Annotated in this window: 24 protein-coding genes; 16 read left to right on the top strand and 8 right to left on the bottom strand. The window is 63.0% G+C overall.

All coding sequences use genetic code 11. The annotated features are described in order from the left end of the window. Positions 1 to 8 precede the first annotated feature (8 nt). Positions 9 to 1,508 carry a methyltransferase gene (locus tag H7C86_RS16970; RefSeq protein WP_019748236.1) on the top strand — a complete coding sequence of 500 codons (1,500 nt, stop codon included), beginning with the start codon at positions 9 to 11 and terminating at the stop codon, positions 1,506 to 1,508. A 159-nt stretch (positions 1,509 to 1,667) separates the two neighbouring features. Next, positions 1,668 to 2,639 carry a sigma-70 family RNA polymerase sigma factor gene (locus H7C86_RS16965; RefSeq protein WP_003942639.1) on the top strand — a complete coding sequence of 324 codons (972 nt, stop codon included), beginning with the start codon at positions 1,668 to 1,670 and terminating at the stop codon, positions 2,637 to 2,639. A gap of 124 nt (positions 2,640 to 2,763) precedes the next feature. Here H7C86_RS16965 and H7C86_RS16960 read toward each other — a convergent pair whose 3' ends face one another. Next, entirely contained in the window at positions 2,764 to 5,469 is a 2,706-nt protein-coding gene (locus tag H7C86_RS16960) for a bifunctional GNAT family N-acetyltransferase/acetate--CoA ligase family protein (protein ID WP_060938493.1), read from the bottom strand. Next, positions 5,462 to 6,733, bottom strand: coding sequence for an acetoin utilization protein AcuC (locus H7C86_RS16955; protein WP_019748234.1), 1,272 nt, complete (start codon positions 6,731 to 6,733; stop codon positions 5,462 to 5,464). Before H7C86_RS16955 ends, H7C86_RS16960 begins: the two co-directional genes overlap by 8 nt. A gap of 176 nt (positions 6,734 to 6,909) precedes the next feature. Between H7C86_RS16955 and H7C86_RS16950 the strand changes: the two genes are divergently transcribed. Both H7C86_RS16950 and galE read left to right on the top strand, forming a co-directional pair. Further along, positions 6,910 to 7,596 carry a metal-dependent transcriptional regulator gene (locus H7C86_RS16950; RefSeq protein WP_003942150.1) on the top strand — a complete coding sequence of 229 codons (687 nt, stop codon included), beginning with the start codon at positions 6,910 to 6,912 and terminating at the stop codon, positions 7,594 to 7,596. Between the two features lie 8 nt (positions 7,597 to 7,604). Then, positions 7,605 to 8,594 carry a UDP-glucose 4-epimerase GalE gene (gene galE, locus H7C86_RS16945; protein ID WP_019748233.1) on the top strand — a complete coding sequence of 330 codons (990 nt, stop codon included), beginning with the start codon at positions 7,605 to 7,607 and terminating at the stop codon, positions 8,592 to 8,594. Here galE and H7C86_RS16940 read toward each other — a convergent pair. Together H7C86_RS16940 and H7C86_RS16935 are read right to left on the bottom strand one after the other, a co-directional pair. Next, a complete protein-coding gene (locus H7C86_RS16940; protein WP_092765574.1) occupies positions 8,591 to 9,721 on the bottom strand; it encodes a DUF4192 domain-containing protein in 1,131 nt (376 codons plus the stop codon). The genes galE and H7C86_RS16940 overlap by 4 nt on opposite strands. 155 nt (positions 9,722 to 9,876) lie before the next feature. Further along, the gene (locus H7C86_RS16935) at positions 9,877 to 10,632 is read right to left on the bottom strand and encodes a sensor domain-containing protein (protein ID WP_041814972.1); all 756 of its coding nucleotides are present in this window, start codon (positions 10,630 to 10,632) and stop codon (positions 9,877 to 9,879) included. 361 nt (positions 10,633 to 10,993) lie between these two features. On the opposite strand from H7C86_RS16935, the gene H7C86_RS16930 reads away from it, so the two are divergent. From H7C86_RS16930 to H7C86_RS16920, 3 genes are all read left to right on the top strand, one after another. Next, on the top strand, positions 10,994 to 11,953 hold the full coding sequence (locus H7C86_RS16930; protein ID WP_003942198.1) for a proteasome assembly chaperone family protein: 960 nt from the start codon (positions 10,994 to 10,996) through the stop codon (positions 11,951 to 11,953). Positions 11,954 to 12,134: 181 nt separating this feature from the next. After that, positions 12,135 to 13,172: an alpha/beta fold hydrolase gene (locus H7C86_RS16925; protein WP_019748230.1), complete on the top strand. Its 1,038-nt coding sequence runs from the start codon at positions 12,135 to 12,137 to the stop codon at positions 13,170 to 13,172. Between the two features lie 26 nt (positions 13,173 to 13,198). Then, the gene (locus H7C86_RS16920) at positions 13,199 to 15,703 is read left to right on the top strand and encodes an RNA helicase (RefSeq protein WP_020907550.1); all 2,505 of its coding nucleotides are present in this window, start codon (positions 13,199 to 13,201) and stop codon (positions 15,701 to 15,703) included. A 53-nt stretch (positions 15,704 to 15,756) separates the two neighbouring features. On the opposite strand, the gene H7C86_RS16915 is transcribed toward H7C86_RS16920, so the two are convergent. After that, positions 15,757 to 16,164, bottom strand: coding sequence for a DUF5997 family protein (locus tag H7C86_RS16915; RefSeq protein ID WP_019748228.1), 408 nt, complete (start codon positions 16,162 to 16,164; stop codon positions 15,757 to 15,759). A gap of 56 nt (positions 16,165 to 16,220) precedes the next feature. Here H7C86_RS16915 and H7C86_RS16910 point away from each other — a divergent pair, with 56 nt between their 5' ends. The 5 genes from H7C86_RS16910 (at position 16,221) to H7C86_RS16890 (ending at position 22,138) form a co-directional block, all read left to right on the top strand. Further along, positions 16,221 to 17,069, top strand: coding sequence for a LysR substrate-binding domain-containing protein (locus H7C86_RS16910; protein WP_133727994.1), 849 nt, complete (start codon positions 16,221 to 16,223; stop codon positions 17,067 to 17,069). 120 nt (positions 17,070 to 17,189) lie between these two features. Continuing rightward, entirely contained in the window at positions 17,190 to 17,498 is a 309-nt protein-coding gene (locus tag H7C86_RS16905; RefSeq protein ID WP_182261897.1) for a type VII secretion target, read from the top strand. Beyond that, complete coding sequence (locus H7C86_RS16900; protein ID WP_182261896.1) at positions 17,495 to 19,852, top strand: hypothetical protein; 2,358 nt, start codon at positions 17,495 to 17,497, stop codon at positions 19,850 to 19,852. Before H7C86_RS16905 ends, H7C86_RS16900 begins: the two co-directional genes overlap by 4 nt. Before the next feature lie 163 nt (positions 19,853 to 20,015). Next, on the top strand, positions 20,016 to 20,660 hold the full coding sequence (locus tag H7C86_RS16895; RefSeq protein WP_029255252.1) for a hypothetical protein: 645 nt from the start codon (positions 20,016 to 20,018) through the stop codon (positions 20,658 to 20,660). 77 nt (positions 20,661 to 20,737) lie between these two features. After that, a complete protein-coding gene (locus H7C86_RS16890; RefSeq protein WP_060938488.1) occupies positions 20,738 to 22,138 on the top strand; it encodes an FAD-binding oxidoreductase in 1,401 nt (466 codons plus the stop codon). 28 nt (positions 22,139 to 22,166) lie between these two features. Here the strand turns inward: H7C86_RS16890 and H7C86_RS16885 are convergent, their stop codons facing one another. Further along, positions 22,167 to 23,087 carry a hydrogen peroxide-inducible genes activator gene (locus H7C86_RS16885; protein ID WP_020907545.1) on the bottom strand — a complete coding sequence of 307 codons (921 nt, stop codon included), beginning with the start codon at positions 23,085 to 23,087 and terminating at the stop codon, positions 22,167 to 22,169. Between the two features lie 229 nt (positions 23,088 to 23,316). On the opposite strand from H7C86_RS16885, the gene H7C86_RS16880 reads away from it, so the two are divergent. The 3 genes from H7C86_RS16880 (at position 23,317) to H7C86_RS16870 (ending at position 25,207) form a co-directional block, all read left to right on the top strand. Next, positions 23,317 to 23,904, top strand: a complete 588-nt coding sequence (locus H7C86_RS16880; protein ID WP_003942119.1) for a peroxiredoxin — start codon at positions 23,317 to 23,319, stop codon at positions 23,902 to 23,904. 2 nt (positions 23,905 to 23,906) lie between these two features. After that, complete coding sequence (locus H7C86_RS16875) at positions 23,907 to 24,446, top strand: carboxymuconolactone decarboxylase family protein (protein WP_003942122.1); 540 nt, start codon at positions 23,907 to 23,909, stop codon at positions 24,444 to 24,446. An 80-nt stretch (positions 24,447 to 24,526) separates the two neighbouring features. Next, entirely contained in the window at positions 24,527 to 25,207 is a 681-nt protein-coding gene (locus tag H7C86_RS16870) for a PhzF family phenazine biosynthesis protein (protein ID WP_003942237.1), read from the top strand. Here H7C86_RS16870 and H7C86_RS16865 read toward each other — a convergent pair. Beyond that, positions 25,193 to 25,891, bottom strand: a complete 699-nt coding sequence (locus H7C86_RS16865) for a hypothetical protein (RefSeq protein WP_019748222.1) — start codon at positions 25,889 to 25,891, stop codon at positions 25,193 to 25,195. The two genes, H7C86_RS16870 and H7C86_RS16865, sit on opposite strands and share 15 nt — an antisense overlap. Positions 25,892 to 25,908: 17 nt before the next feature. Between H7C86_RS16865 and H7C86_RS16860 the strand changes: the two genes are divergently transcribed. After that, positions 25,909 to 26,175 carry a hypothetical protein gene (locus H7C86_RS16860; protein ID WP_007732799.1) on the top strand — a complete coding sequence of 89 codons (267 nt, stop codon included), beginning with the start codon at positions 25,909 to 25,911 and terminating at the stop codon, positions 26,173 to 26,175. 2 nt (positions 26,176 to 26,177) lie between these two features. On the opposite strand, the gene H7C86_RS16855 is transcribed toward H7C86_RS16860, so the two are convergent. Further along, the coding region (locus H7C86_RS16855) for an aminotransferase class III-fold pyridoxal phosphate-dependent enzyme (RefSeq protein ID WP_182261895.1) at positions 26,178 to 26,464 on the bottom strand (287 nt) is incomplete at its 5' end.

Here is a 26,464-nt window from a genome sequence, read left to right as displayed (position 1 = left end):
ATGACGGGGTGAGAAGCGAAACGCTCCTGTCCATCACCCCTGCGCTGCGTGAGGCCCTGCTTCGCAATCGATTCGACACGGGAACCATGCTCGAGGCATTGGGTCCCGAAGTTCACGCCGCTCTCGGCCGAAGTGAGCCGGTACCCGTGCGCCGCGCCACCCGAGAACTCGGGGACCTGGGCGTTCTCATCAGACTGTTCCTTCTCGCCGATGATTGCCCGGCAGGCGACGTCGCCGCGGCGTTGACTCCGCTGACAATTGCGCAGTGCGTCGACGCCGGCCTGCTCGAAGGTGAAAACTTCGACAGCGAGAATCCGCTCGTGCGGGCCGCGGTCGATCTTCGCCCCATCGACGTCGGCGACGGCGACCGTTGGGTGATCTCGGATCTCGACGGCGGAATCCGTCCCAAGAAGGCCACGGCCGATCACGTGCTGGGAGTCGGACATGCGTCACTGTCCTTGCTGCAGGCCACGCCCACCGCGAAGGTCGGCAGCGTGCTCGACCTCGGTACGGGATGCGGCATCCAAGCCCTGCACGCGAACACATACGCCGATTCGGTCACCGCAACCGACATCAATCAACGCGCCGTCGACCTCACGGCCGCAACCATGGCGCTCAACGGACTGGACGTCGAACTGCTTCAAGGGTCCTGGTTCGAACCCGTCGAGGGTCGAACCTTCGACCAGGTGGTCGCCAATCCCCCGTTTGTCGTCGGCGAGGCACGCGTCCATCACACGTACCGCGATTCCGGCCTCGATCTCGACGGTGCGAGCGAATTGATGATCTCGCGCTCGATCGACTATCTGAACCCCGGCGGCACGGCAGCACTGTTGGCCTCGTGGGTGCACATCGAAGGACAGGACTGGCGTTCGCGGATCGCGTCGTGGCTGCCGGCGCACGGCGTCGACGCCTGGGTGGTGCAGCGCGACGTGGCGGACCCAGCTCTGTACGTCGGCACGTGGCTCAAGGACGGCGGGCAGGATCCGCGAGATCCGGAATCGGCATCGAGAGCAAACGCCTGGCTGGATCACCTCGAAGAAGCCGATGTCGAGGGCGTCGGCTTCGGTTTCGTGTTCCTTCGCCGCACCGACTCCCCCACCGACCTGATGGCCGAGGACCTCATGCACGGCTTCTCGGACCCGCTCGGGGCCGAGGCGCTCGCTTACTTCGACCGTCTTGCCTGGTTGCGTGAACACGACGTCCTCGAGGAGCGATTCGTCCTCGATCCGGACACGGCTCTCGAACGCGTCTACCTCCCCGGCGACGAGGGATGGCAGCAAGTGGTCACGCGTGTGCACCGCGGCAACGGACCGCACTGGCAGCACGAGATCGACGAGCTCGGTGCTGCGCTGCTGGCCGGGCTCCGAGCGGACGGACTGGTGGTCGACGAACTGGTCGAACTTCTCGCCGCGGCGAACGGCGAAGACCCGGACCAGCTACGTGAGGCCGTCGTCACATTGCTGGTCTCGCTTGTCCGGCACGGGTTGGTGCTTCCCGTCACGAACTGAGTTCCCGGTGAGTTGCAGATTTTTGTGTTCTCAGCAACTTCTCAGGACGACTGGGAAATAACTGCAGGTCACGGCGTTTTAGCGGAAATCGGCGCGGGAACTTTCCCGGAACTCTCACACGTTGAACTGTGTGAGAGACCGCCGATAGGGAGGCAAGTCATGACAAGCCCCAGCACCACTACTCGCATTCGTCCGAGCGCCGCAGATCTGGACGCCCAGAGCCCGGCCGCAGACCTGGTCCGCGTCTACCTGAACGGGATCGGTCGTACTGCACTGCTGACAGCAGCAGACGAGGTCGAACTGGCGAAGCGAATCGAAGCGGGGCTGTACGCCAGCCACGTCCTTGCCACGGGAAAGCGCCTGACAGTCGCTAAGAAGAGGGATCTCGCAACGATCGTTCGCGAGGGACAGTCGGCGCGTAGCCACCTCCTGGAAGCGAACCTGCGACTCGTCGTGTCGCTGGCCAAGCGCTACACCGGCCGTGGAATGCCGCTCCTCGATCTCATTCAAGAAGGCAACCTCGGACTCATCCGTGCCATGGAGAAGTTCGACTACGCCAAGGGCTTCAAGTTCTCGACGTACGCCACCTGGTGGATCCGTCAGGCGATCACCCGCGGAATGGCTGATCAGAGCCGCACCATCCGGCTCCCAGTCCACCTCGTGGAGCAGGTCAACAAGCTCGCCCGCATCAAGCGTGAACTGCACCAGCAGCTCGGGCGCGAAGCGACGGACGACGAGTTGGCCGAAGAGTCGGGCATTCCCGCCCACAAGATCGCGGACCTGCTCGACCACAGCCGCGACCCGGTAAGCCTGGACATGCCAGTCGGCAACGACGAAGAAGCTCCCTTGGGCGACTTCATCGAAGATTCCGAGGCGACTTCGGCGGAGAACGCCGTCATCGCCGGTCTGCTGCACAGCGATGTGCGCAGCGTGCTCGGGACGCTCGACGAGCGCGAGCAGCAGGTCATCCGACTTCGCTACGGTCTCGACGACGGCCAGCCTCGCACCCTCGATCAGATCGGCAAGCTCTTCGGCCTCTCGCGTGAGCGGGTTCGTCAGATCGAGCGTGAGGTCATGGGCAAGCTCCGCGTCGGCGATCGCGCCGAGAAACTGCGTTCCTACGCGAGCTGATCAAACAACACAGCACGTGCGTCAGCGCGCCACACCACTCGCGCTGACGCACCGCACAAAGCACCGGCCACCGCTTATTCCCTCCCCCTCGGGAATGTGCGGTGGCCGGTGTTGTTCGTTGTACCTACCGCAGACGCCTGGGCCCCAGGTCGATTGCGCTCGGCTCTGGCCCGATGCGTACTCGCGAATCGGTGATCTCCGCGCCGGTAGCCGAAGCAAGTACCGGCTCACAGGCCAGTTCGCGGACTTCCGGAATGTCGTCGGCCAGCGCCGAGATCCGCTGGACCAGATCGACCAAGGCACCCTTGTTGACCGGAACGGCATTTCGATATCCGGAGAGCAGCGGCGCTGCCTTGGGTGCGTCGATCAACTCCGTAGCAGCGTCTTCCGTGAGCGGCAGTACGCGATAGGCACGGTCCCCGAGGAGATCGGAGATCACACCGGCGAGACCGAACGAGATCAGCGAACCGAACGACGGGTCGTCTTGGACACCAACCACACACCCGATGCCCTTGGTTGCCATTTTCTGCACGTGCAGCAGCGGTTCACCCGACGCGGCCGCAAGATCTCGGTAAGCGAGGCGCACCGATTCCGGCCCACTCAGATCCAGCCTGACGCCGCCCAGATCCGGTCGGTGGCGCCACATTTCGCCGGTTGCCTTGACCGCGACCGGGTAGCCGACAGCATCCGCTGCCTCTACAGCTTCGTCTTCGCTCAGGACCGAACGGAATTCGACGACTGCAACCCCGTAGCACTCGAGAAGAGCTGCTGCTTCGACGTCCGAAAGCCAACGGCCAGGCGAGTTTTCAAGCCAGGCGGCCACCATCTTCTGGGCTCGTTCGGAGTCGATTCCCGCGGGGCGAACAACCTTCGACGCAGGCTTGCTGCGCCACTCCGCGTAACGCCAGGCCCTCGCCAACGCCAGTGCGGCGCGCTCCGGCCCCGGGTAGGACGGCACCGAACCGCGGGTCGGGTTTCCGACTTCGTCGCGGACCGCCAGGACGTCCGGCACACCCTCGGCTGCGAGGAACGTCGTGAGAATCGGCTTGTCCGAGCCGGCGACGGCGTCTTTGAGTGCTTTCGCGAACGGCTCGACCGGAATGGCAACCGGAGGAACGAAGACGGCGATGACGGCATCGACGTCGAACGACGCCAACGCGTCGCGCACGGCAGCGGCGAACAGTTCCGGACTCGCCTGGGCGCCAAGGTCGACCGGGTCGCTGACCTGCAAACCTTCACTGCGGGCGGCGTCCGCTGCAAGGACACCGAGCGCGGTCGAGTTGCCGATGACAGCAAGCCGCGGACCCGCCGGCAACGGCTGATATCCGAAGAGCAAGGCACAGTCGAACAATTGTGAAATGGAGCCGACCTGGATGACGCCCGCCTGTTCGAAGAGGGCGCGGACGATCGAATCGTCGATCTCGACTCCGGTGGCGGCGAGAACCGGCGGAACCGCGTGCCGACCGCTCTTGACCGCGACGATCGGCTTCTTCCGCGCAACTCTGCGGGCGATCCGGGAGAACTTTCGCGGGTTGCCGAAGCTCTCCAGGTAGAGAAGGACCACTTCGGTGGACTGGTCGGAATCCCAGTACTGCAGAAGGTCGTTGCCCGAGACGTCCGCACGGTTGCCGGCAGAAACGAAGGCGGACAACCCGATTCGGCTGCGCGCGGCTTCGTCGAGAATGGCGATACCGAGCGCGCCGGACTGACAGAAGAAACCCACGTTGCCTGCCACCGGCAAGACCGGCGCGAGAGTCGCATTCAACGAGATCGCGGGGTCGTTGTTCGCGACACCCAGCGCATTCGGACCGATGAGGCGCATTCCGTGAGCGCGTGCTGCATGGACCAGTTTGCGTTCGGACGAGCGTCCGTCCGGACCGCTCTCGCTGAAGCCCGACGAGACCACCACCAGCGCTTTGACGCCCTTGTCGAGGCAGTCGTCGAGTACCGAATTGATCGATTCTGCAGGTACAGCCACGACGGCGAGATCGACGTCGTCAGGAATGTCGCGAACAGTTGGGTACGCCCGCACCCCGTGAACCGAACGATGCTCCGCGTTGACGGGGTAGACCGGTCCGGTGAATCCGCCGCGCAGCAGGTTGGTCAACACCGCGTTACCCACCTTGGCGGGGTCCGCTGATGCGCCGATCACTGCCACCGATCGTGGACTCAGCACGTTTCCCATGCTGCGGGCCTCAGCTGCCCGCTCACGCGAATTACGTACTGAAACAAGCGCTTCCGTCGGGTCGATCGCGAATTCGAGGCGCAGCACGCCACCGTCGAACGAGCGGCTCACCTGATACCCCGCCTCACGGAACACCGTCACCATGTTGCGGTTCTCGGACAGGACCTCGGCGACGAACATCGTCAGGCCGTTCTCGGCCGCTGCTGCTGCCAGGTATTCGAGCAGGATCGGGCCGAGGCCGCGCCCCTGGTGTGCGTCGGCGACGACGAAGGCGACCTCGGCAGACTTTCCGTCACCGACGTCGAGGAGTCGTTCGTAGCGACCCACCGCGATGATCTCGTCGCCGAGCATCATCACGAAGGCGACGCGGTTGTGGTGGTCGACCGTCGTGAAATTCTTCACGTCGCGCGCCGACATCGTGGGGTACGGGCCGAAGTAGCGCAGGTACCGGGTCCGCTCGGAGAGTTTGCCGTGGAATTCGACGAGCTTGTCCGCGTCCTCGGGAACGATGGGTCGCAACGCCACCGCGCCGCCGTCGGAGGCGAGAACATCGACTACCCACGAATGGGGATAGGTGTGAGCGGGGTCGGTGTTCGGCGCCTGGTCGCTCGCGCCGCCGGCATCGGTATCGGACTGTTCAGTCACGGGGATCCTCCGGGTCGAGTCCGAGTAGCGGGAACGAAGCGCGGCGTGTGGCGATGATCGCCGAGTCGATTCGGGTGAGTGCACGATCTACCGAGGCGACACCTGTCTCCGGTGTACCACCCGGGCCGTCCCACGGGGTGTATGCGACATCTCCGCCGTCGCCCATGGTCGGCGGGAGGTCGACGCTCGGCGCTCGCAGCTTCGTCGATTCCTTCCACTCGTCAGGCACAGCTGTGTCGACGTCGACCTCGCGATCGAGCGCGGCAGCGATCAGGTGAGTCCATGCCCTCGGCACGACGCGAACCAGTCCGTATCCGCCGCCGCCGACTGCCAGCCACCGGCCCTCGGAGTAGCGGTCGGCGAGATCGCGCATTGCCAGGAACGCTGCTCGCTGGCCGTCGACGGTCAGAGCGAGGTCCGCGAGCGGGTCCTCGCGGTGCGAGTCGACTCCGCACTGGCTGATGATGATCTGCGGGCGGAAGGCTGCAATGGCTCCCGGGACGACGGCGTGAAATGCGCGCAGCCACAACGCGTCGACGGTCCCGGGAAGCACCGGGATGTTCACCGCCGTACCTTCGGCGGCCCCGTCGCCGACCTCGCTCGACCATCCGGTGTTCGGCCACAAGGTTGCCGGGTGCTGATGCAGCGAGACCGTGAGCACCCGCGGATCCCCGAGGAACGCATGTTGCACTCCGTCGCCGTGGTGAGCGTCGACGTCGATGTAGGCGATGCGGTCGTAGCCGTTGTCGAGCAGCCACGAAATCGCAACCGCCGCATCGTTGTAGACGCAGAATCCAGAGGCCCAATCCGCCATCGCATGGTGCATGCCGCCGCCGATGCTGACCGCGCGCCTCGTACGTCCCGAAGCGATTTCCTGCGCTGCGGCCAGCGAGCCGCCGGCGAGGATCGCACTGGCTTCGTGCATGTGCGGGAAGACCGGGTTGTCCTCGGTACCGAGCCCGTGGGGAACATCCTGGCCGCTCACACCGTTGTTCGCAGAGTTACCCGCGTCTTTGACCGCTGCAAGATATGCCGGTGTGTGGATTCTGAGGAGGTCGGCATCGGACGCGGCGCTCGGTTCGAGAAATTCGATGCCCTCGAGAAGTCCGAGGCTTCGCGAGAGTGCCATCGTGAGATCGAGGCGAGTGGGATTCATCGGGTGATCGGCGCTCCACCGATAGCTCAGGTACTCCGGACTCCACACCACGACTCGATTCGCTCGAGACGCCGCGGGGTCCCCGTCAGATCTGATCGACGCGGTCATGGGATCACGCTACTTCCTTCTCGTTTCGTGCCGCACACCACACTCGCGGCCCGCTTCGGAGACAGAGATCGAGTGACACGAATCCAATTCGGACACGCGCTGGACTCGCCGCAGTGGAGGCGGCACCGGAACCACGAACTGAACGGTAGAATGATCAACTGACGAAGGGGTTGAGTGTGAAGGATCTAGTCGACACCACGGAGATGTATCTCCGGACGATCTACGACTTGGAAGAAGAGGGCGTAGTCCCACTCCGGGCGCGGATCGCCGAACGGCTCGAACAGAGCGGACCCACCGTCAGCCAGACAGTTGCGCGTATGGAGCGCGACGGCTTGCTGATGGTCGCCGGCGATCGACATCTGGAACTCACCGACAAGGGTCGCGATCTCGCGATCTCTGTCATGCGTAAGCACCGGTTGGCAGAGCGCCTACTGGTGGACGTCATCGGTCTCAAATGGGAAGACGTACATGCCGAGGCATGCCGTTGGGAGCACGTGATGAGCGAGGAGGTCGAGCGTCGGCTCGTCGTCGTTCTGAACAACCCCACGACGTCGCCATACGGCAACCCGATTCCGGGCTTGGACCAGTTGGGACTCGACGGCCCGGTTGCCACCACCGAAACGTTGGTGCGCCTGACCGATATTCCGCACGGCGCACAGACAGCTGTGGTCGTTCGGCGACTCGCCGAGCACGTGCAGTCCGATCCCGAGGTGATCGCGCAGCTGCGTGACGCCGGCGTCGTTCCCGACGCCAGGGTGACGGTCGAAACCCGTCCGGGCTCGGTGACCATCATCGTGCCGGGTCACAGCGGGTTCGACCTGTCCGAGGAAATGGCTCACGCCGTTCAGGTCAAGCAGGTCTGAGGAACTAGATGAAACTCCTGGTCACCGGCGGCGCCGGTTACGTCGGCAGTGTGTGCAGCACTGTGTTGCTCGAGCGTGGACACGAAGTTGTCGTCATCGACGACCTCTCCACCGGAAATGCCGACGCGGTGCCTGCCGGTGCCGAGTTCATCGAAGGGGATGTGGGGGCGCTGGCCGCCGACATCCTCGGCAATGCGGGTTCTCCGGTTTTCGACGGCGTACTTCACTTCGCTGCGCAGTCGCTGGTCGGCGAATCCGTGCTGCACCCCGAAAAGTACTGGCGCGGAAACGTCGTCACGACCATCGAGCTGCTCGAGGCGATTCGTGTCTCCGGCACTCCCCGGCTCGTGTTCTCTTCCACCGCCGCAACGTACGGCGAGCCGGAGCAGTCCCCCATCGTGGAAACCGCTCCGACCCGCCCTACGAATCCGTACGGCGCGACCAAGCTCGCGATCGATCATGCGATCACCTCGTACTCGATCGCCCACGGCCTCGGCGCTACCAGCTTGCGCTACTTCAACGTCGCGGGTGCGTACAAGTCCGCCGGCGAGAACCGGGTGATCGAAACCCACCTGATTCCGCTCGTCCTTCAGGTCGCACTCGAGCAGCGAGACAAGATCTCGGTATTCGGAACCGACTGGCCCACGCCGGACGGCACCGCGGTACGCGACTACATACACGTGCTTGACCTCGCCGAAGCGCATCTGCTGGCGCTCGAATCCTCGGTTCCCGGCGAGCACCGTATCTACAACCTCGGAAGTGGTGCCGGCTTCAGCGTGCGCGAGGTGATCGCTGCCTGTGCGCGGGTCACCGGCCTGCCGATCAACGTCGAAGACGCGTCACGACGGCTGGGTGATCCGGCCGTACTGATCGCATCGAGCGACAAGGCGATTGCCGAGTTGGGTTGGACGCCCACGCGTACCGATCTCGACGTCATAGTCGCCGATGCATGGCAGTTCCTCCAGGATCTGGGCGACCGCTCACACGCTGCTCGCTAGCTTCCACTCGGCAGTGCCGGCGGCAAACCGGCAATTCCGAGCGATTCCCCGATGGACAATCCGACGGCCGCAAGGTCACGGATCCCATCGGGGTGCACACCGGATTGCAGCGATAAATCCAGCAATCCGGCCAAGGTATGTTCCGAATCGGCCGACAGTGCGGCCGACAGCGCAACACCTGCCAGGGGCCCGTCGCCGCGCACGTATGCAAAGAACCCGAGAAGTGTTGCCGGCCAAGCTCGTTCGGGAGACGGTACTTCATGGGTAAGTACGAGCCACAATTGCTCGGCATGTGCGGCAACCGACGTGATCGCCAGACCCAACACCACGTCGCGCACGTGAACGTCCGTCAAAGCGACCACCAGATCGGCGCATTCCTGCAGGTCAGGGTAGTAAGTGCCCGCCTCCACACGGCGGACATGTTCCAACACCAGATCGACCCGGCGCTGAACTGCTGCATCACGGCCTGATCCCCCGCTGTACTCACCCGATTCTCGGCGGCTCGCGATCAGTCGGGCAATCGCGTCGTGATTACGAGCGGCACCGTGTACCCACCGGACCAGTTCCTCACGCGAACGGCGAATGACCCTCCCGCCCAACACCTGCGCCGCCGCGACCGACGAAGATGCCGGGTCTGGCAGGGTGCCGCAGTGAATCGAACGCGTGACGCTCGTCCACGGCTGGCCAGATTCTATTGCGGCCGTGCACAATACGTCAGCCAGCTCGACGCAGGTTCCGCCGAGCATGTCTTCGAATACCTCGGCCAGCTCGATGGTTTCGTCGATGAGAGTTTCAGCTGTCGAGCAATCGGCGATCACCACGAGAACGACCGCACGCGCTCCTTCCCCGTCACACACGGCGGCGAACTGGCGCAGCGCCGCGCTCATCTGCCTCGCAGGCTTTCCTTTGACGCTTGGAAAGTAGTCGTGTCGCATTACCGGGCCGAGCGTCGAGGCGGAAGCGCCCATCAGAGACAGCGCAACGACGGAGTTGGACGGATGGAATCCCAGGAGGGCGGGTATTGCCGCGATCAATTCGCCTGGATCGGAAACACGTTCAACGCGTCCGAAAAGGGCCAGGTCGTCGTCGGAGAATTCGAATTCTCCTGGAAGAGGTGATGTGGTCATGCACAGACCCTCGCCGATCGCCCCGATGCCGCCATCCGCTCGACCAGGGAAAACAGCGACGTCGAATTCGTCTGTGGATTATCGAGTCAGTTGGGGACGAATTATCGCGCCGCACCGAAAAGGTCCGCTCTGTGTCGGACCCGTGTGCTGCGAAATCACTTGCCTGCTTTGACCTTCTGTACGGCTGCGGTGAACGCTTGATCCAGAGGTGCCGTCGAGGGCGTCGCAGAACCGAACGTCATCAGTGTTGTTGCTACCCGTACGTCGCCGACCTGCGCGATCAATGTCAGCATCGTCTGATCGCCGGCTGCGGCTTTGGGGGACACGACGGTGCGGCGAAGTGACATCGTCTTGTCGGCATCGATCGGCGACGGCGGAAGAATTTCCGTCGTCACTGTAGTGGTGACGCCGTTCGCAGTGACAGTCATGGACGGGCACTGGCGAGTTTGCGCTTCCAACTCGTCCAGTGGTGCGTCGACCTTCGTGAGTTCGACCGAAATCGTTGCCCTCGTCGCATTGTCGGTCCCGACCGCCATCACGGTCCCGTTCGGACCGTAATCCTGTTCCGGTGGCTCACATTCGGATGGATCGACGGTGGCACCGCGTGGGACGCCGACTAGATCCGGCGCTGCCATCGGAACGGCCTGCGGGGGCAGCACAACGGCGCCGAAGGGCTCGGGAAATTCCTCGGGAGTCAGCAGCAGTTCGGACAACGGTGCCGCCGTTTTCGGAGAGGTGGATTTCGGCGTCGAGGATTTGGGTGCAGCCGTCGTACTCGGTGCCGCCGAGCCGCTGTCGGTCGCACCGGCAGTCGCCGGCGCGGAGTCCGGAACGGGTGCACCTTGGACCGACCCGGAGCAGCCCGCGAGTAGTGCAACGGCGGCCACCGCAGCAAGGGAGCATGCGGCCACTCGCCTGGACGATCGTGGACACACCCGCATGTAAGCCTCCGCACTCGACCTCGACCGATCCCGACAATCGACCAATGCATTTCGGACAAATCGGCCGTGCCGACCTTGTCTTCCACTCTGCCATGTCCGAAGCCGCGCACCCGACATCTAGCGAACGCCCAGGCCAAGTGTCGAAAGATACCGCTCGGCTTCGCTCTCGGCGAACGTCCGTCTCGTCGGATCGGGAATGATCGGTCACCGACTCGGTGTTCTTACCGATGAACGTCTGATCCAGTGCTGTCGGGCACCTGACTCCGATGCTGTCGAGCGTGCGCCGATAGTGGACACTTGAGATCAAGACCGAAGAGCGAAGGGGACTGCGATGGACGAACAGTCGAGGATGTACGAGCTGGAATTTCCGGCGCCCCAGTTGGCGGCTGCCGACGGCCAGGGACCGATCCTGATTCACGGACTCGAGGGTTACTCCGACGCCGGTCACGCCGTGAAGTTGGCGACGACGCATCTGCGCGAAAGCCTGGAAACCGAGCTTGTCGCGTCGTTTGCTGTCGACGAGCTGATCGACTACCGCTCACGTCGACCAACGATGACGTTCAAGGCCGATCATTTCTCCGATTACGACGCTCCGGCGCTCAATCTGTACGCACTGCGCGATACGGCCGGCACGCCGTTCCTGCTGCTCGCAGGGATGGAACCGGACCTCAAGTGGGAGCGGTTCACCACAGCCGTTCGTCTGTTGTCCGAACAGCTGGGAGTGCGTCGAACCATCGGGCTCAACGCGATTCCGATGGCAATCCCGCACACCCGACCGCTGGGTGTGACAGCACATTCGACCAACAAGGACCTGATCCAGGACCATCAGCGTTGGTCAGGTGAACTGCAGGTTCCCGGCAGCGCATCGTCACTCCTCGAGCTTCGTATGTCTCAGCACGGGCACGAGGCGATGGGCTTTTCGGTGCATGTCCCCCACTACCTCGCGCAAACGGACTACCCGGGCGCCGCAGAGACTTTGCTCGAAAACGTTTCCGAGGTTTCGGATCTGGAATTGCCCTTGGTTGCACTGGGTGAGGCCGCGGCGCGCGTTCGGGAACAGGTTAACGAGCACATAGCCGGGAACGAAGAAGTTCAGACTGTAGTCCACGCTTTGGAGCGTCAATACGACACTTTTGTCGCCGCTCAGGAACAACAGTCGTCCCTTCTGGCCGGCGAGGCCGACCTTCCCAGCGGTGACGAGATCGGCGCAGAGTTCGAAAAGTTCCTGGCCGAACAGGCAGGAAATGACGACTTCGGCTCAGCTGGAGACCTCGATCGAGGCGACAACTGACGAAAATGTGACGGGCGGGGCGCATAATTCGACATTGTGCGCATTCCGCAACCCCTCCGTTACCTGGGCTGTTGTTCAGGACACATCCGTCGGATAGCCTCAAACTCTGTGTGATTTTCGTTGACGGCTCAACAACTGGAGCAGACAGTCAACGTGGTCACACGCCGAGCCAGGAGGCGACATGAGCAGACCACGGAACCGTCAGCTCCGACCGGTCCCCGACGAGGAACCGCGGATGATGTTCCGGACGATTCACGGCTACCGACGCGCATTTCGGATAGCCGGCGAGGGTCCGGCGGTACTGCTCCTGCACGGAATCGGCGACAACTCGTCGACGTGGACCGAGATCATTCCCCACCTCGCCAAGAAGTACACCGTCATCGCACCTGACCTGTTGGGTCACGGCCGCTCCGACAAGCCGCGCGCAGATTACTCGGTAGCCGCGTATGCCAACGGCATGCGTGATCTTCTGTCGACGCTCGGCATCGAGCACGTCACCGTCATCGGGCATTCGCTCGGCGGCGGCGTCGCGATGCAGTTCTCGTATCAGTTCCCTCACATGGTCGATCGCCTCGTGCTGGTCTCAGCCGGTGGCGTCACCAAGGACGTCCACCCGCTGCTGCGGCTCATGTCCGTTCCGGTGGTCAACGAGGTCGTCAAACTGCTCCGGATACCTGGCGCGATGCCGCTCGTCCGGATGGCCGGAAACCTTGCCGGTGTCGTCCACGGTTCGAATCTGCGCCCCGGCACCATGCTGCACGACACGCCAGACCTGATTCGAGTGCTCGCTGATCTCCCCGACCCCACTGCCTACGAGGCTTACCTTCGTACGCTGCGGGCAGTCGTGGACTGGCGCGGGCAGGTCGTCACGATGCTCGACCGCTGTTATCTGACCGAGAATCTGCCGGTTCAACTGATCTGGGGCGACGACGACTCCGTCATTCCCGTCTCCCACGCTCACCTCGCGCACGCAGCGATGCCGAACTCACGTCTCGAAATCTTCCGCGGCTCGGGCCACTTCCCGTTCCGCGACGATCCGATGCGTTTCCTGCAGATCGTCGAAGATTTTCTTTCCAGCACCGCACCACTCGTCTTCGACGAGGCCCGCTGGCGTCACATGCTGATCTCCGGCGTCGGCGAGAACACCATCACCGGAACGTCGTCCACCCGCATGGCAGTGCTCGACGCCATGGGCTCGGACGAGCGAAGCGCAACCTGATCCGCGGTTGCGGCTAGCCTGTACGAGTGCTGCTGACGGAACTTCTCCCCGACAACGCGGATCCTGATTCCGTTTTCGACGCCTTCTCTTCGTGGACCCTCGAACGAGGTTTGACGCTCTATCCTGCCCAGGAAGAGGCCGTCATGGAGTTGGTCTCGGGTGCAAACGTGATCCTTGCGACGCCGACCGGGTCCGGTAAATCGATGGTAGCGATCGGCGCGCATTTCTATGCGATGTCGCTCGGCAAGCGCACCTATTACACAGCGCCGATCAAGGCCTTGGTGAGTGAGAAGTTCTTTGCGCTGTGTGAGGTCTTCGGTGCCGAGAACGTCGGCATGATGACCGGCGACGCCGCCGTGAACTCGTCGGCGCCGATCATTTGTGCGACGGCAGAGATCGTCGCGAATCTCGCACTGCGAGAGGGCCCGAACTCCGATATCGGCCAAGTCGTGATGGACGAGTTCCATTTCTACTCCGAACCCGATCGAGGTTGGGCGTGGCAGGTTCCGCTCATAGAGTTGCCGCACGCGCAGTTCCTCTTGATGTCGGCAACTCTCGGTGAGGTCGACTTCTTCTCCGAGGATCTGACGCGTCGCACCGGGAAGCCCACCACCGTCGTCTCCGGCACGGAACGCCCTGTGCCTTTGATGTTCTCCTACGCGACCACGCCGGTCGGCGAAACCATCGAAGATCTGGTGACCACCAACCAGTCCCCCGTCTACATCGTGCATTTCACGCAGGCGGCCGCGCTCGAGCGCGCCCAGGCACTGACGAGCGTCAACTTCTGTTCCAAGGCCGAGAAGGAAGCGATCGCCGAAGCGCTGGGCGGTTTCCGCTTCACCACGGGGTTCGGAAAGACACTCTCGCGCCTGGTCCGGCACGGCATCGGCGTTCACCATGCGGGCATGTTGCCCAAGTACCGACGGCTCATCGAAGTTCTCGCGCAGGACGGGCTTCTCAAGGTGATCTGCGGTACCGACACTCTGGGCGTCGGAATCAACGTCCCGATCCGCACAGTGCTGCTGACCGGTCTCGCCAAGTACGACGGCGTCCGCACACGGCATCTGAAGGCCCGCGAGTTCCATCAGATCGCCGGCCGCGCGGGTCGTGCAGGCTACGACACGATGGGCACCGTTGTCGTCCAGGCACCGGAACACGAAGTGGAGAATCTGCGTGCAGTCGCCAAGGCCGGCGACGATCCGAAGAAGATCAAGAAGATTCAACGCAAGAAGGCTCCCGAGGGGTTTGTGTCCTGGAGCGAAGCGACGTTCGACCGCTTGGTCGCGGCATCGCCCGAACCGTTGGTATCGCGATTCTCGGTCAGCAACTCGATGCTGCTCAATGTCATTGCCCGCCCGGGCAACTGCTTCGACGCGATGCGGCATCTGTTGGAGGACAACCACGAATCGCGTCCGGCGCAACGCAAGCACATCCTCAAAGCGATCTCGCTGTATCGCGGATTGCTCAGCGCCGGCATCGTGGAACGCCTCGACGAACCCGACGAGTACGGCCGCATGGCTCGGTTGACCATGGACCTGCAACGCGACTTCGCCTTGAACCAGCCACTCTCACCGTTCGCCTTGGCGGCATTCGAACTGCTCGACGTCGAATCCGACAGTTACGCACTCGATGTCGTCTCGATCATCGAGTCGACGCTCGACGATCCGCGTCAGGTTCTGATGGCGCAGCAGCACTTCGCACGCGGCGAAGCGGTGGCGCAGATGAAGGCGGACGGCATCGAGTACGAGGAGCGCATGGAGCTTCTCGAAGAGGTCACCTGGCCGAAACCGTTGTCGGACTTGCTGTTCCCGGCTTTCGAAATGTACCGGGGTGGCCACCCGTGGATAACCGAGTTCGCCCTCTCCCCCAAGTCCGTGGTGCGCGACATGATCGAACGCGCCATGACGTTTGCCGAATTGATCAGCCATTACGGACTTACCCGGTCCGAGGGCCTCGTCCTGCGCTACCTCGCCGACGCCTACCGCGCGCTGAGGCAAACCGTCCCGACCGAAGCGCGCACCGAGGAACTCGAAGACATCATCGAGTGGTTGGGCGAGCTGATCCGTCAGGTCGACTCGAGCCTGCTCGACGAGTGGGAGTCACTCACCGACCCCGGAGCCGAGGCAGACACGGAAGAGGTTGCGTTCGGCGCCGACATTCCCCGTCCCATCTCGGCGAACCCGCGCGCATTCCGCGTCATGGTGCGCAATGCGATGTTCCGACGCATCGATCTCGCGTCGCGTCGACAGTGGAACGAGCTGGAAAACCTCGAGGACGGTATCGAGGCCGCCGAGTGGGAAGAGCAACTGCTGCCGTACTTCGAGGAGTACGCAACCATCGGAACCGGGCCGTCGGCGCGCGGTCCGGCGCTCTTCCAGGTCACTGAGGACGGAGAGTTCTGGCGGGTGCGGCAGGTGCTCGAGGATCCGGAGGGCGATCACGGATGGGCGCTGCTTGCCGTCGTCGACATCCCGGAATCGGATGCCGCGGGTGAAATCGTGTTCGACGAACTGAGCGTCGTAGAAGGCTAGCGCCTGTGCGCCTTTCTGGTAGTCATCGCTACCGGAAAGGCGCACAGGGGGCGTCAGCCCCTTCGAGCCTTCCGCGGCTGGTTACGACGCGCAGCGCGCTTTTCCTTGATGCGAACGTTTTCGGCCCGCACGTCGGCCTGAACAGCGCGTTCCTTTTCGAGCCAATCGGGCTTCTCTTCGAGGAGTGCGGCGATCTGATCCGTGGTGAGTGCTTCTTCGACGCCGCCGCGGGCCAGGCCGGCGATCGATACACCCAGCTTGGCGGCGATGACCGGGCGAGGGTGCGGTCCGGTGCGTCGCAGCTCCAGCAGCCACTCCGGCGGATCGGTCTGCAGAGCAGTCAGCTCGTCACGAGTCACGTCGCCTTCCTGGAACTGCGCAGGTGTTGCTTCCAGGTACACACCCAGCTTCTTGGCAGCCGTCGTCGGCTTCATCGTCTGGGGAGTTTTGTTCGACGTCATGCAACAAGAGTAACCAGCCGATACGGGTGCTTTTACCAAGGCGGTAGCCTTGCCTGGTGACAGACGCGGATAGTCAGGCAATTTTTCGACTCGCGTACGCCCCGGGGGTGACGCCCACCAAGTGGGTCCGGGTGTGGCACGAGCGGCTCCCCGAGGTGCGTCTGGAACTTGTTCAGTTCCCGGTTCTCGAACTCGAAGCTGCACTTCGCGCAGGTGAAGCAGATGCAGGGTTGGTTCGCCTGCCGATCGACCGGACCGGCATCAGCGCCATCTCGCTGTATGCGGAAACCCCGGTGGTGGTGGTACCGAAAGATCACGTGTTCACTACTGTCGATCAGATTTCCGTCGACGATCTGGCCGACGAGATAGTGCTCGATCCTCTCGACGACAGACTCGACTGGCCGACCCGTCCCGGAAAGACCGCCGCCGAGCGACCCGCGACCATCGCCGACGCCATCGAGTTGGTGGCCGCCGGCGTCGGAGTTGTCGTGGTTCCCCATTCGCTGGCGCGGTTCCACCATCGCAAGGACCTGACCTTCCGTCCGGTGGACGCTGCGCCCGAGGCTCCTGTGGCTTTGGCATGGATGGAGTCCAAGACCACAGATCTGGTCGAGGAACTTATCGGCATCGTGCGGGGCCGAACGGCGCAGAGTTCCCGCGGCCGAAACGGTGAGCCGGCGGAGAAGATCAAGGGCTCCGTCAAGGCCAAGATCGCGGCCCGCGAGCGTCGCGCAGAAGCTGCCAAGAACGGGCAGAAAGCTAAGGGCGCCGGCACCGCAAAGAACATATCCGGACGCAACGCCGGTTCCGGTAAGGCCAAGGCGGGCGGCAAATCAGGCAGCGGCAAGTCCGGTGGGACCAAGAGTTCGGGTGGCCGGTTCTCCGGAAAGCAGAAGGGCCGCTAGGGCTTTCACACAACCCCTTCGACCGCGAGGACGATGACGCAGCCCTCGAGGTCGGGTCATCTGGCATGCTCTATCCTCGATTCACTGTGATCTCGCAGATGAATTCGGGGGGATTCGTTCATGGGTGTGGATACTTTTTCAGCTGATCCAGCCGAATTGGCAAGTGCTGCGGAGGGGCTGACGGCATCTGCCGAGGAACTCGGTGGATTCTCGGCTTCGGAAGCCGCTACCGCCGCATCGGCCGGAGCCGCCGGGTCGGCGTTCGCTGCAGCCATAGCCGACAACGTCGTCACCGTCGACGAACTCGGCCGCGCAATCGGAGCGGGGATCACTGCTACCCGCACGAAACTGGAAAACTCCGCACGAGAGTTCGCCCGGGTCGACATCGCCAACGGCGCACGGATCGAGGATTCGGGAGACGTGCGATGACACTGTCGATCTCGCAGATCCGATCCTGGGATCTGGACGCCCTCGACAACTATGCCGGCTCCCTGGGCCGCGGACATGACGTATTCGACAGCAACGTCGACATCGCGCACCGAATCATGGACACCGCAACCAGCGATTGGAGCGGCAGCGCGGCGACCGCAGCGTGGGATTCGGCAACGCAGCAGCATGCCTTCGGGCGAGACGCCGTCGCGATAGTCGGAGACGCCGGGCGCTGTGTCGCAGCGCAATCGGCAAACCTCCGGTACGCCCGCGAAACACTGGTCAGCCGCGTCGACTACGCGAGCGCCGACGGTTTCACCGTCTCTGACGACGGTTCCGTCACCGCGACGCCCGCAACTCTGGCGAGCACAGATCCGCGCGAGGTAGAAGCCCGCCTCGAATATCACTCGTGGCGCATCGGCACGGCACTCACGGACGTCGACGAGACTGACGCGAGCGCCGCCAGAATCCTCACGGAGATCACCGCCGCAGGCACCTCGCTCATCGACCGCAAGGCCGATTTCGGGATCCCCGATGCAGCGTCGACCACCCCTTCACATCACGTTCGGTTCGATGGTCAGGGAGCCCACGACTCCGACATTCTCGCGCAGTCCCCGGGCGCAACACCCGAGAGCGAGGCGGCCAAGCAACGGTTGATCGCCGCGACGACTTTCACTCCGGAACAACAAGCGCAACTTGCTGCCGGCGGGCCCGTGGTCGTCGACCCGGAACAACTCGCCTACCTACGTGAGTTCTACGCCGATACCAACCTCGACGAGCTGAAGAATATCGGTGCAGGAGCCGAAGGATTCCGCACGGTCAACTTCCCCGATGCGAATGTCCCCGCCGACGCGCGAATCCCCAGCGCCCTCGCCTCGGGCATGTTCACCGTCTCCAATCCCAACGTCACCGACGGCAACGGCAACGGCAACGTGGGCAGCCTCGACAACCTTCCGCCAGACGTCCGCAAAATCTTCAGCGACCCCGCGTACAGCTCGCAACTCCAACCCGGCGGGTACTCCACCACCGTGAACGTCAACCATTTCGACGATTCGAATGCCCTCACGGACATACTTCGAAATGCAGACCCGGCGACACAATCCGGCAGCGCTTTGAGTTCTGCACTGCTCGATCGCAGCGCAGATCTCGCCCCTCTCCAATCGCAAACTTCATCGAGCGCCCCGATTCGATTGGTCTTCGACGACGACGGCCAGCCCGTCAGCAACGATGAGCTCGACTCCAGCCTCACCAAAGCCCTCGACATTGCCACTCGGGACATACCTTCGAACGCCGACTTCCTCACCACCTCTGCTCATCAGGACGACGTGGTCAATCTGTTCACCCGCGAATGGAACGATGACGGACGAGCCGTCAGCGGCCTCACCGATTGGATCGGACCCGACGCCACCAACTCCAACCCAGCTGTTGCCGAACGGGCCGGCGCCTCTGCCCTTGCACTCGCCCACAATCTCGCCGGCAACAAAGGTGCCTACCTCGACATCGCAGGCCTGGACAACAGATCCGTCGGAGAAGTGAATCCCGCGTTGACGCAATCCATCGGTTCCGCGGTGACCCCGTACATCGGGAATCTCGTCGGATTGGAACCCGATCAAACCGGTACCCTCGGTTTCGAAAATCTCGATGCCTACGACGACAGATTCGCCAATGCAAAATCGGTGATCGCGATCATCGACAGCGACCCCCACGCAGCCGCAAGTTTCAATGCGAACATGCTCGGAGCCGCGGGCCAACTCCAAGGGACCTTCGTCGAAACCAGCATGAGCGGAGACATCGCCGCGGGTTCTTCGCAATATGCAATATATGCGGGACGCGTCCAAGCACTGATGGACGGCGCTCTGGAGGAAGAAGCCTTCAACCGAACCGGTGACGCTGCGGCGACGCAACAGGACATCATCAGCAGACGTGGGAAAACATACGACGAACTCGGTTGGCTGATTTCCGGCGGTGCCGCCATGATCCCAGGCTTCGGACCACCGACCAGCGTTGCAGTCAGCATGCTGGGAGTCGAACTCAAAGATCACGTCCTGGGCTCCCCGGTCGAAGTTCCTCCGGCACAACTCAACTTCACAGACCAGAGTTCGGCTTCGACGACCCTTCTCGATTACCGATTGGTTCAGGCACTCGACAACGCCTACGGAAGAAAAGACTTCGAGCAACTGAACGGTTTTCGAGTCAATGGCGATCCGAGCGAATCCCTCAGACCAGTCGATCTGGAGACCCTGGGTCTAAACGGCAAATTCGACAGCACGCTGCAGGACTATTTGACGTTTCGGGGATTCAATCGCGATACGTTCATGACCAACATGAGAGACGGACTCGACGATGTCGGATAGATTTCCTGCGTTTACAAGGCGAAACCACCGCGCCGCAACCGCTCTTGCACTGGCATTCAGCATGGGATCATGTATCGCGGGTTGCGCGGCACCCAACTCAACCGAAAACGTCAGCGCCACAACCACGCCCGCCGCGTCAAACGTCTATGTACTACCGAGCTACATGACCGACTATCACAACCAATGGCTCGCAGACCCCGGCATCGACCTCTTCAGCGAAGAGGCCACCATAATCCGAGCATTCATAGAATCCGACTACATCGTTGACAGTGGTGGCGATCGCAGCGACGCCTACCACGGGTTCTCGAGAATCACTGCGAACACTCGTGGAACGGTCTCGAGCGATCGCCGCTACGGAGAACCCGCAGACACACCACCACGCGTCTACCGAGGTACCAGCATCAACCGGATCTTGAGTATTCAAACAATTCCCGCCGGATACCCTGGCGATTCGACCGTCGTCGCTTACGCCTGCTCCGACGCCTACGATACCGATTACGACGGCCGCAAACCGGATTCGTCGCGACTCCCGAGCAGTAGTTACGAGATCTGGATGCACAACACCGCTTCTACGGCTACCCCCTACCCTCGATTCGAAGGGCCCCGCAATGCACCGGAAGGGGACGTCTTCGGCGGCTGGATCGTCGACAAATTCACCAGCTCCACCAGCGACCGTGTGCAACAGGAGACTTGCTCTGACTGGTTCAAATCGCGTCACGACGGGAATCGACTCCGGATGAGCACCGACTTCGCCCCACCCCTCGTCCTCCCCAACTACCCCGGCTGGCCAGAAGATGCGGCCCGGTAGGGGCCAGGGCAACGGTGCCGCGCCCAAATCTGACCAAGTCAGGACCTCAGCGGCGCTGCCGGACGCATGATGGAGTGATGACGGTCGAAAATTCGCACGCCTTGGACGAACTGGTAGCGGCACTCCCCGAGGGAGCCGTCCTGCTGGATCCGGATGTGACCGCGGGCTACCGCCAGGACTGGGCCGCCGACCCGACCGCCGGCCATCCCGCTGCCGTGGTTCGCGCAACGTGCACCGAAGACATCCAAACAGTGATGCGCTGGGCAACCGCCAACCGCGTACCGGTGGTTCCCAGAGGTGCCGGCTCGGGCCTTTCCGGTGGATCCAGCGCCGTCGACGGTTGCATAGTGGTCAGCACCGAGCGAATGCGACAGATCACGATCGACCCGGTCGCCCGTGTGGCGGTTACTCAGCCCGGCTTGATGAATGCGGAGGTCAAGAAAGCCGCCGCAGAGCACGGACTCTGGTACCCACCTGACCCGTCGTCCTTCGAGATCTGTTCCATCGGCGGCAATGCAGCCACCAACGCCGGCGGACTCTGCTGCGTCAAGTACGGAGTTACCACCGACTACGTTCTCGGACTCCGGGTCGTGCTGGCAGACGGGACAGCGGTCAGCCTCGGAGGTCCCCTTCTCAAGGACGTCGCCGGACTCTCCCTCACCAAACTGTTCGTGGGCAGTGAGGGAACTCTCGGCATCATCACGGAAATCACGTTGCGTTTGATTCCCGCGCAGCCGCCCGCATCAACCGTCGTCGCATCGTTCGACTCGGTACAAGAAGCTGCGGACGCGGTCTTGGCGATCACCAGCAACATGCGTCCGGCGATGCTCGAGTTCATGGATCATGCCAGCATCAATGCCGTCGAGGATTCGGTACGCATGGGTCTGAACCGCAAGGCTCACGCACTGCTGCTCGCGCAGTCCGACGCACCCGGCGCGGCCGGCGTGCTGGAAATCGAGACGATTGTTCAGGCGTGCGAAAACAACGGAGCCACCGAAGTATTCGCCACCGATGACCAGGCCGAAGGTGACGCTTTTGCGGCGGCACGGCGGGCAGTGTTCCCGGCAGTGCTCGCGATGGGAAGTCTGCTTCTCGAAGACGTGGGCGTTCCCATGCGCGCACTCCCCCAGCTGGTAACCGGGGTCGAAGCCATCGCCGACGACCTCGACGTCCTGATCTGCACGGTGGCGCACGCCGGAGACGGAAACACACACCCGCTCATCGTCTTCGACCCCGCAGACCCGGACATGTCCGAACGCGCACAGATCGCATTCGGACGGGTGATGGATCTCGCCATCGCGCTCGGCGGCACGATCACCGGCGAACACGGGGTCGGTCGACTCAAGCGCGACTGGCTGCCGTCACAGTTGGGCGAAGACGTCATGGCCCTCAATCGCAAGGTCAAGGATGCGCTCGACCCGCTGGGAATTCTCAATCCCGGAGCCGTCATTGCCGTGAAAGAAGCCTCTCTCGACTAGCTTTCACGTCGACGTCGAACGAGTTACGTCATCGAGGAACCGTCGGGCTGACCGAACGGACCAGCTCGGCCAGCTGACGGAATCCTTCTGCTCGGCCACTCGACGAGCGGAACACGACGCCGATCGTGCGACCTGGAGCCGGCGAGGCGAAATGCGCCGTCGACAAGTCCCCGCGTCGAACCTCCACGGCAACAGCCGATTCCGGGACCAAAGTCACCCCGAGTCCCCCGGCCACACATTGCACGACTGTCGCGAGAGAGGTAGCCCGCGTGTCGCCGGCAAGCGGATGGGCGTCTACCGAACGGCACAGATCCAACGTCTGGTCGCGCAGGCAGTGGCCGTCGTCGAGCAAGAGCAACGGCAGTGCGTCGAGCACGTCCGCTGTGAGATCGACACGTCCAGCCAAGGAATGATCGTTCGGCACGACCATAACAAAATCCTCTTCGTACACAGGAACTTCCACCAGGCCAGGTGTTCCGGCAGGAAGCGCCAACACCGCGACGTCGAGCGCTCCCGATCGCAGGGCATCAAGCAAGCGCGCCGTTTGATCCTCGACTATTTGCGGCGCCAACGACGGCAGCTTCTCGCGCAGCTCCGGCAACAACCCCGGAAGAATGTACGGCGCAACGGTCGGGATCAACCCGATGCGTAGCGGTCCGGTCAGAGAGTCGCCGGAGCCGGCCGCGCTCGCGACGAAACCGTCGGCAGCCTCGAGGATTTGCTTCGCCTGACCGAGCAAGCGCTGTCCGTCCGCGGTCACGAGCACGCGGCGCGTACTACGTTCGATCAGCTTGACCCCTAGTCCCGCCTCGAGAGCCGCCAGCGCCTGCGACAGTGTGGGTTGGCTCACACCGGAACGTGCTGCGGCAGTACCGAAGTGCCGGTACTCGGCCACCGACACAAAGGCACGCAGCTGTGACAAGGAAGGTTGATAAGTCTGATCAGACATGCCTATCAGTGTAGTGCCACCCATCACCTTTACCTTTTGAACGGTTTGATGCAGAATGGACTCATACCAAAAAGCGCCGGTCACAACCTCGACACTCCAGTCGAAACCGTCCGACCCGCTGACGGTGACAAACCCTCTCGATCCAGCACGTTCGGCCGTCACAGTCCGAACAGCCGGATCGTGTGCGCAAGAAATTCCTGTTCACGAGACACGTAGGAGAATGAGACACATGGCTCTGCTCACAATCGGCGACCAGTTCCCCGCTTACAACCTCACGGCTGTCATCGGCGGCGACCTGTCCAAGGTCGATGCCCAGCAGCCCGATGACTACTTCACCACCGTCACCAGTGACGACTACGCAGGCAAGTGGCGCATCGTCTTCTTCTGGCCCAAGGACTTCACCTTCGTGTGCCCCACCGAGATTGCTGCATTCGGCAAGCTCAACGAAGAGTTCGCAGACCGTGACGCTCAGGTTCTCGGCGCTTCCGTCGACAACGAGTTCGTGCACTTCCAGTGGCGTGCACAGCACGAAGAGCTCAAGACCCTCCCCTTCCCGATGCTCTCGGACCTCAAGCGTGAGCTTGCCGAGGCCACCGGCGTCCTCAACGCCGACGGCGTTGCAGACCGCGCGACGTTCATCGTCGACCCCAACAACGAGATCCAGTTCGTCTCCGTCACAGCCGGTTCCGTCGGCCGTAACGTCGACGAGGTTCTCCGCGTCCTCGACGCTCTCCAGAGCGACGAGCTGTGCGCATGCAACTGGAAGAAGGGCGACCCGACCATCAACGCCGGCGAGCTTCTGACTGCGAGCGTCTGAGTATGAGCGTCGAGAACCTCAAGAACTCGCTTCCCGAGTACGCGAAGGACCTCAAGCTCAACCTGAGTTCCATTGCGCGCACGACGGTCCTGAACGAGCAGCAGTTGTGGGGAACGCTCCTCGCAACGGCCGCAGCCACCAAGTCTGCGTCCACGCTCAAGGAGATTGCTTCCGAGGCTGCCGACAACCTGTCGGCAGAGGCATACAACGCCGCTCTCGGCGCAGCGTCGATCATGGGCATGAACAACGTCTTCTACCGCACCAAGGGCTACCTCGACGGTAAGTACGACGACCTTCGTGCCGGCCTGCGGATGAACATCATCGGCAACCCGGGCGTCGACAAGGCCGACTTCGAATTGTGGTCGCTTGCAGTGTCCGCGATCAACGGCTGCAACCACTGCCTCGAAGCTCACGAGAACACCCTCCGCCAGGAAGGTGTCGACCGCGAGGTCATCTTCGAAGCGATCCGCGCCGGTTCCATCGTCGCGGGCGTCGCACAGGCTGTCGAAGCCAACGAGATCCTCTCTGCCGCACAGGTCTGATCACTCGGACCTGAGTGCAGTTCGACGAGCCCTCCCCACCGTGAAGGTGGGGAGGGCTTTTCGCGCGCTAGGGTGGACCGATGGGTATCGAGGTGAGTGTGGTCCGGGTCTTCACGGACGAGAACGGCAAGCACGGGAATCCGTTGGGAATCGTCGACGCGTCCACGGTTGCAGAATCGGATCGACAAGCCGTCGCGAAGGAACTCGACTACAGCGAGACCATCTTCATCGACGTTCCGGATGACGGCGCCTCACGTGCGCGGGTCCAGATCTTCACTCCGGCAGCAGAACTCCCCTTCGCCGGACACCCGACCGTCGGTGCCACGTGGTGGCTGGGCGAACAGGGCCGTCGCGTGAGCGCCCTCGACGTTCCTGCCGGCAGTGTCGACGTCCGCCAATCCGGCGCTTTGACGTGGGTACGCGCGCGTGCCGAATGGGCACCGGAATTCGCGATCTATCCGATGGACACGGTCGACGACGTCATCGACGCAGATCCGTCCGACTACGAGGCGGATCATTCGTATCTGTGGGCATGGCAGGACAAGCTCGAAGCTGCCATCCGCGCACGCATGTTCGCACCGGTGATGGGAATCGCCGAGGACGAGGCGACCGGATCTGCAGCGCTGCGCATCACGGACCGGTTGAGGAAATCACTGCTCATCACCCAGGGACGCGGATCGGTGCTTCACACCACCTTCTCTCCGGAAGGGTGGCTCGAAGTCGGCGGCCGCGTCGTCGCCGAGCCGTCACGAACCTTGTGAGTACCCGGCGGGATTGCGTCCGGCCTCGAGGTCACGTGCGCTGAGTGACACCGAGATCTCGTCACCGAGCGCAACTCCCGGCGCGAGGGGCAACTGATCTCCACTCCAGAACTTGCCCGGATCGAACCAGTTGATACGACGGTTACCGACAAGCAGACCCATCGCCTCATAGGTCTTGGCAACCACTTCGGCGCAATAGGCGCTCTCGACGGCCACTGCGGACACGTCGGACTTCTTGCGCAGCTTCGGGATTCGGCCTCCGAACCAGCGTGAGGCAAGCTTCGCCGTCGACGGGAACGGCGTACCGTCCAGCCGTGCGATCGTCTTGAGCAGAGCGTCTTCCTGCTCCCGGGTGACTTCGTGGTCGAGCTGGCGCAACCATCCACGCTGCCCGTACTTGGCGCCCCAGACCTGAACCGCCGATCGCAGATCGTGCAGTTGGACACCACGCTGGAAGCGTCCGGTCCACATGTCCTGCAGCGAGTGACCGAGTTCCGCATGCCACATCAGCGGCGGAAGGTCGTCGATCACGACCGACATTCCGACGTGGTTGACCGGGCTGTTGGTCAGCGTCTGGATGGCCCGGTCCGCCGTCGACTCTCCGCGGAAGATCCAGATGTCGCCCGTGCGGGTCGCCGCGGCGGCCTCCTCGAGACTCACCTGCGAAAGCAATCGTCGGTCCATGCCTCTAGCGTAGAGGGATGAAACTCCCTACTCCTCTGCGCGCCTCGCACGTTTGGAAACTGGTCGGCCTCGCCGGTGCAATGGGCGTTGCCGCCACCGGGGTTCTCGTTGCGCGCGGCGAACGCCAGCGTCGGGCCTACTCTCCGGACGAAATTCGCTCGGTACTGCACGAGCGGTACACCCAGGCCTACGCCAAGCAGTCGGAACAAGAGGTTCTGGAACTCGAACCTGCACCCAACGCTGTGCGGCGCCGAATCGAGAAACTCTTCCGGCGCCGCAACTGAACTCATCCGAGAGCTGCGAGGATCCCTGCTGCCATCTCCGCGACCTGATCGTCGGTCATGACGAACGTCGGCGAAATCTGCATCGCACCCTGACCCGCCGCGCGACCCGAAATACCGTGCTCACGCAACGTCTTCACGAACGGCAACGCCTCCGCCGGATCAGCCAACTGCACCGCAGCGACCGCACCGAGCCCACTACGAACCTCCGCCACCCGCGGATGCTCGGCCAACGGCTGCAGATGCGTATGCAACGACGCCTCCAGACGCTTCGACTCCCCAAGCAAATTCT

This window comes from Rhodococcus sp. UFZ-B548, from assembly GCF_903819475.1.
In the GTDB taxonomy this organism is placed as follows: domain Bacteria; phylum Actinomycetota; class Actinomycetes; order Mycobacteriales; family Mycobacteriaceae; genus Rhodococcus_F; species Rhodococcus_F erythropolis.
Note: the sequence above shows the minus strand (reverse complement) of the source record. Positions and strands in the feature narration are given on the sequence as shown.

Bases quoted from the DNA above. Each gene is read 5' to 3' on its own strand.
- H7C86_RS16965 (WP_003942639.1), top strand. From the start codon at position 1,668: ATGACAAGCCCCAGCACCACTACTCGCATTCGTCCGAGCGCCGCAGAT.
- H7C86_RS16955 (WP_019748234.1), bottom strand. From the start codon at position 6,733: ATGACCGCGTCGATCAGATCTGACGGGGACCCCGCGGCGTCTCGAGCG.
- galE (WP_019748233.1), top strand. From the start codon at position 7,605: ATGAAACTCCTGGTCACCGGCGGCGCCGGTTACGTCGGCAGTGTGTGC.
- H7C86_RS16940 (WP_092765574.1), bottom strand. From the start codon at position 9,721: ATGACCACATCACCTCTTCCAGGAGAATTCGAATTCTCCGACGACGAC.
- H7C86_RS16930 (WP_003942198.1), top strand. From the start codon at position 10,994: ATGGACGAACAGTCGAGGATGTACGAGCTGGAATTTCCGGCGCCCCAG.
- H7C86_RS16925 (WP_019748230.1), top strand. From the start codon at position 12,135: ATGAGCAGACCACGGAACCGTCAGCTCCGACCGGTCCCCGACGAGGAA.
- H7C86_RS16915 (WP_019748228.1), bottom strand. From the start codon at position 16,164: ATGACGTCGAACAAAACTCCCCAGACGATGAAGCCGACGACGGCTGCC.
- H7C86_RS16905 (WP_182261897.1), top strand. From the start codon at position 17,190: ATGGGTGTGGATACTTTTTCAGCTGATCCAGCCGAATTGGCAAGTGCT.
- H7C86_RS16900 (WP_182261896.1), top strand. From the start codon at position 17,495: ATGACACTGTCGATCTCGCAGATCCGATCCTGGGATCTGGACGCCCTC.
- H7C86_RS16895 (WP_029255252.1), top strand. From the start codon at position 20,016: ATGACCGACTATCACAACCAATGGCTCGCAGACCCCGGCATCGACCTC.
- H7C86_RS16890 (WP_060938488.1), top strand. From the start codon at position 20,738: ATGACGGTCGAAAATTCGCACGCCTTGGACGAACTGGTAGCGGCACTC.
- H7C86_RS16885 (WP_020907545.1), bottom strand. From the start codon at position 23,087: ATGTCTGATCAGACTTATCAACCTTCCTTGTCACAGCTGCGTGCCTTT.
- H7C86_RS16880 (WP_003942119.1), top strand. From the start codon at position 23,317: ATGGCTCTGCTCACAATCGGCGACCAGTTCCCCGCTTACAACCTCACG.
- H7C86_RS16875 (WP_003942122.1), top strand. From the start codon at position 23,907: ATGAGCGTCGAGAACCTCAAGAACTCGCTTCCCGAGTACGCGAAGGAC.
- H7C86_RS16870 (WP_003942237.1), top strand. From the start codon at position 24,527: ATGGGTATCGAGGTGAGTGTGGTCCGGGTCTTCACGGACGAGAACGGC.
- H7C86_RS16865 (WP_019748222.1), bottom strand. From the start codon at position 25,891: ATGGACCGACGATTGCTTTCGCAGGTGAGTCTCGAGGAGGCCGCCGCG.
- H7C86_RS16860 (WP_007732799.1), top strand. From the start codon at position 25,909: ATGAAACTCCCTACTCCTCTGCGCGCCTCGCACGTTTGGAAACTGGTC.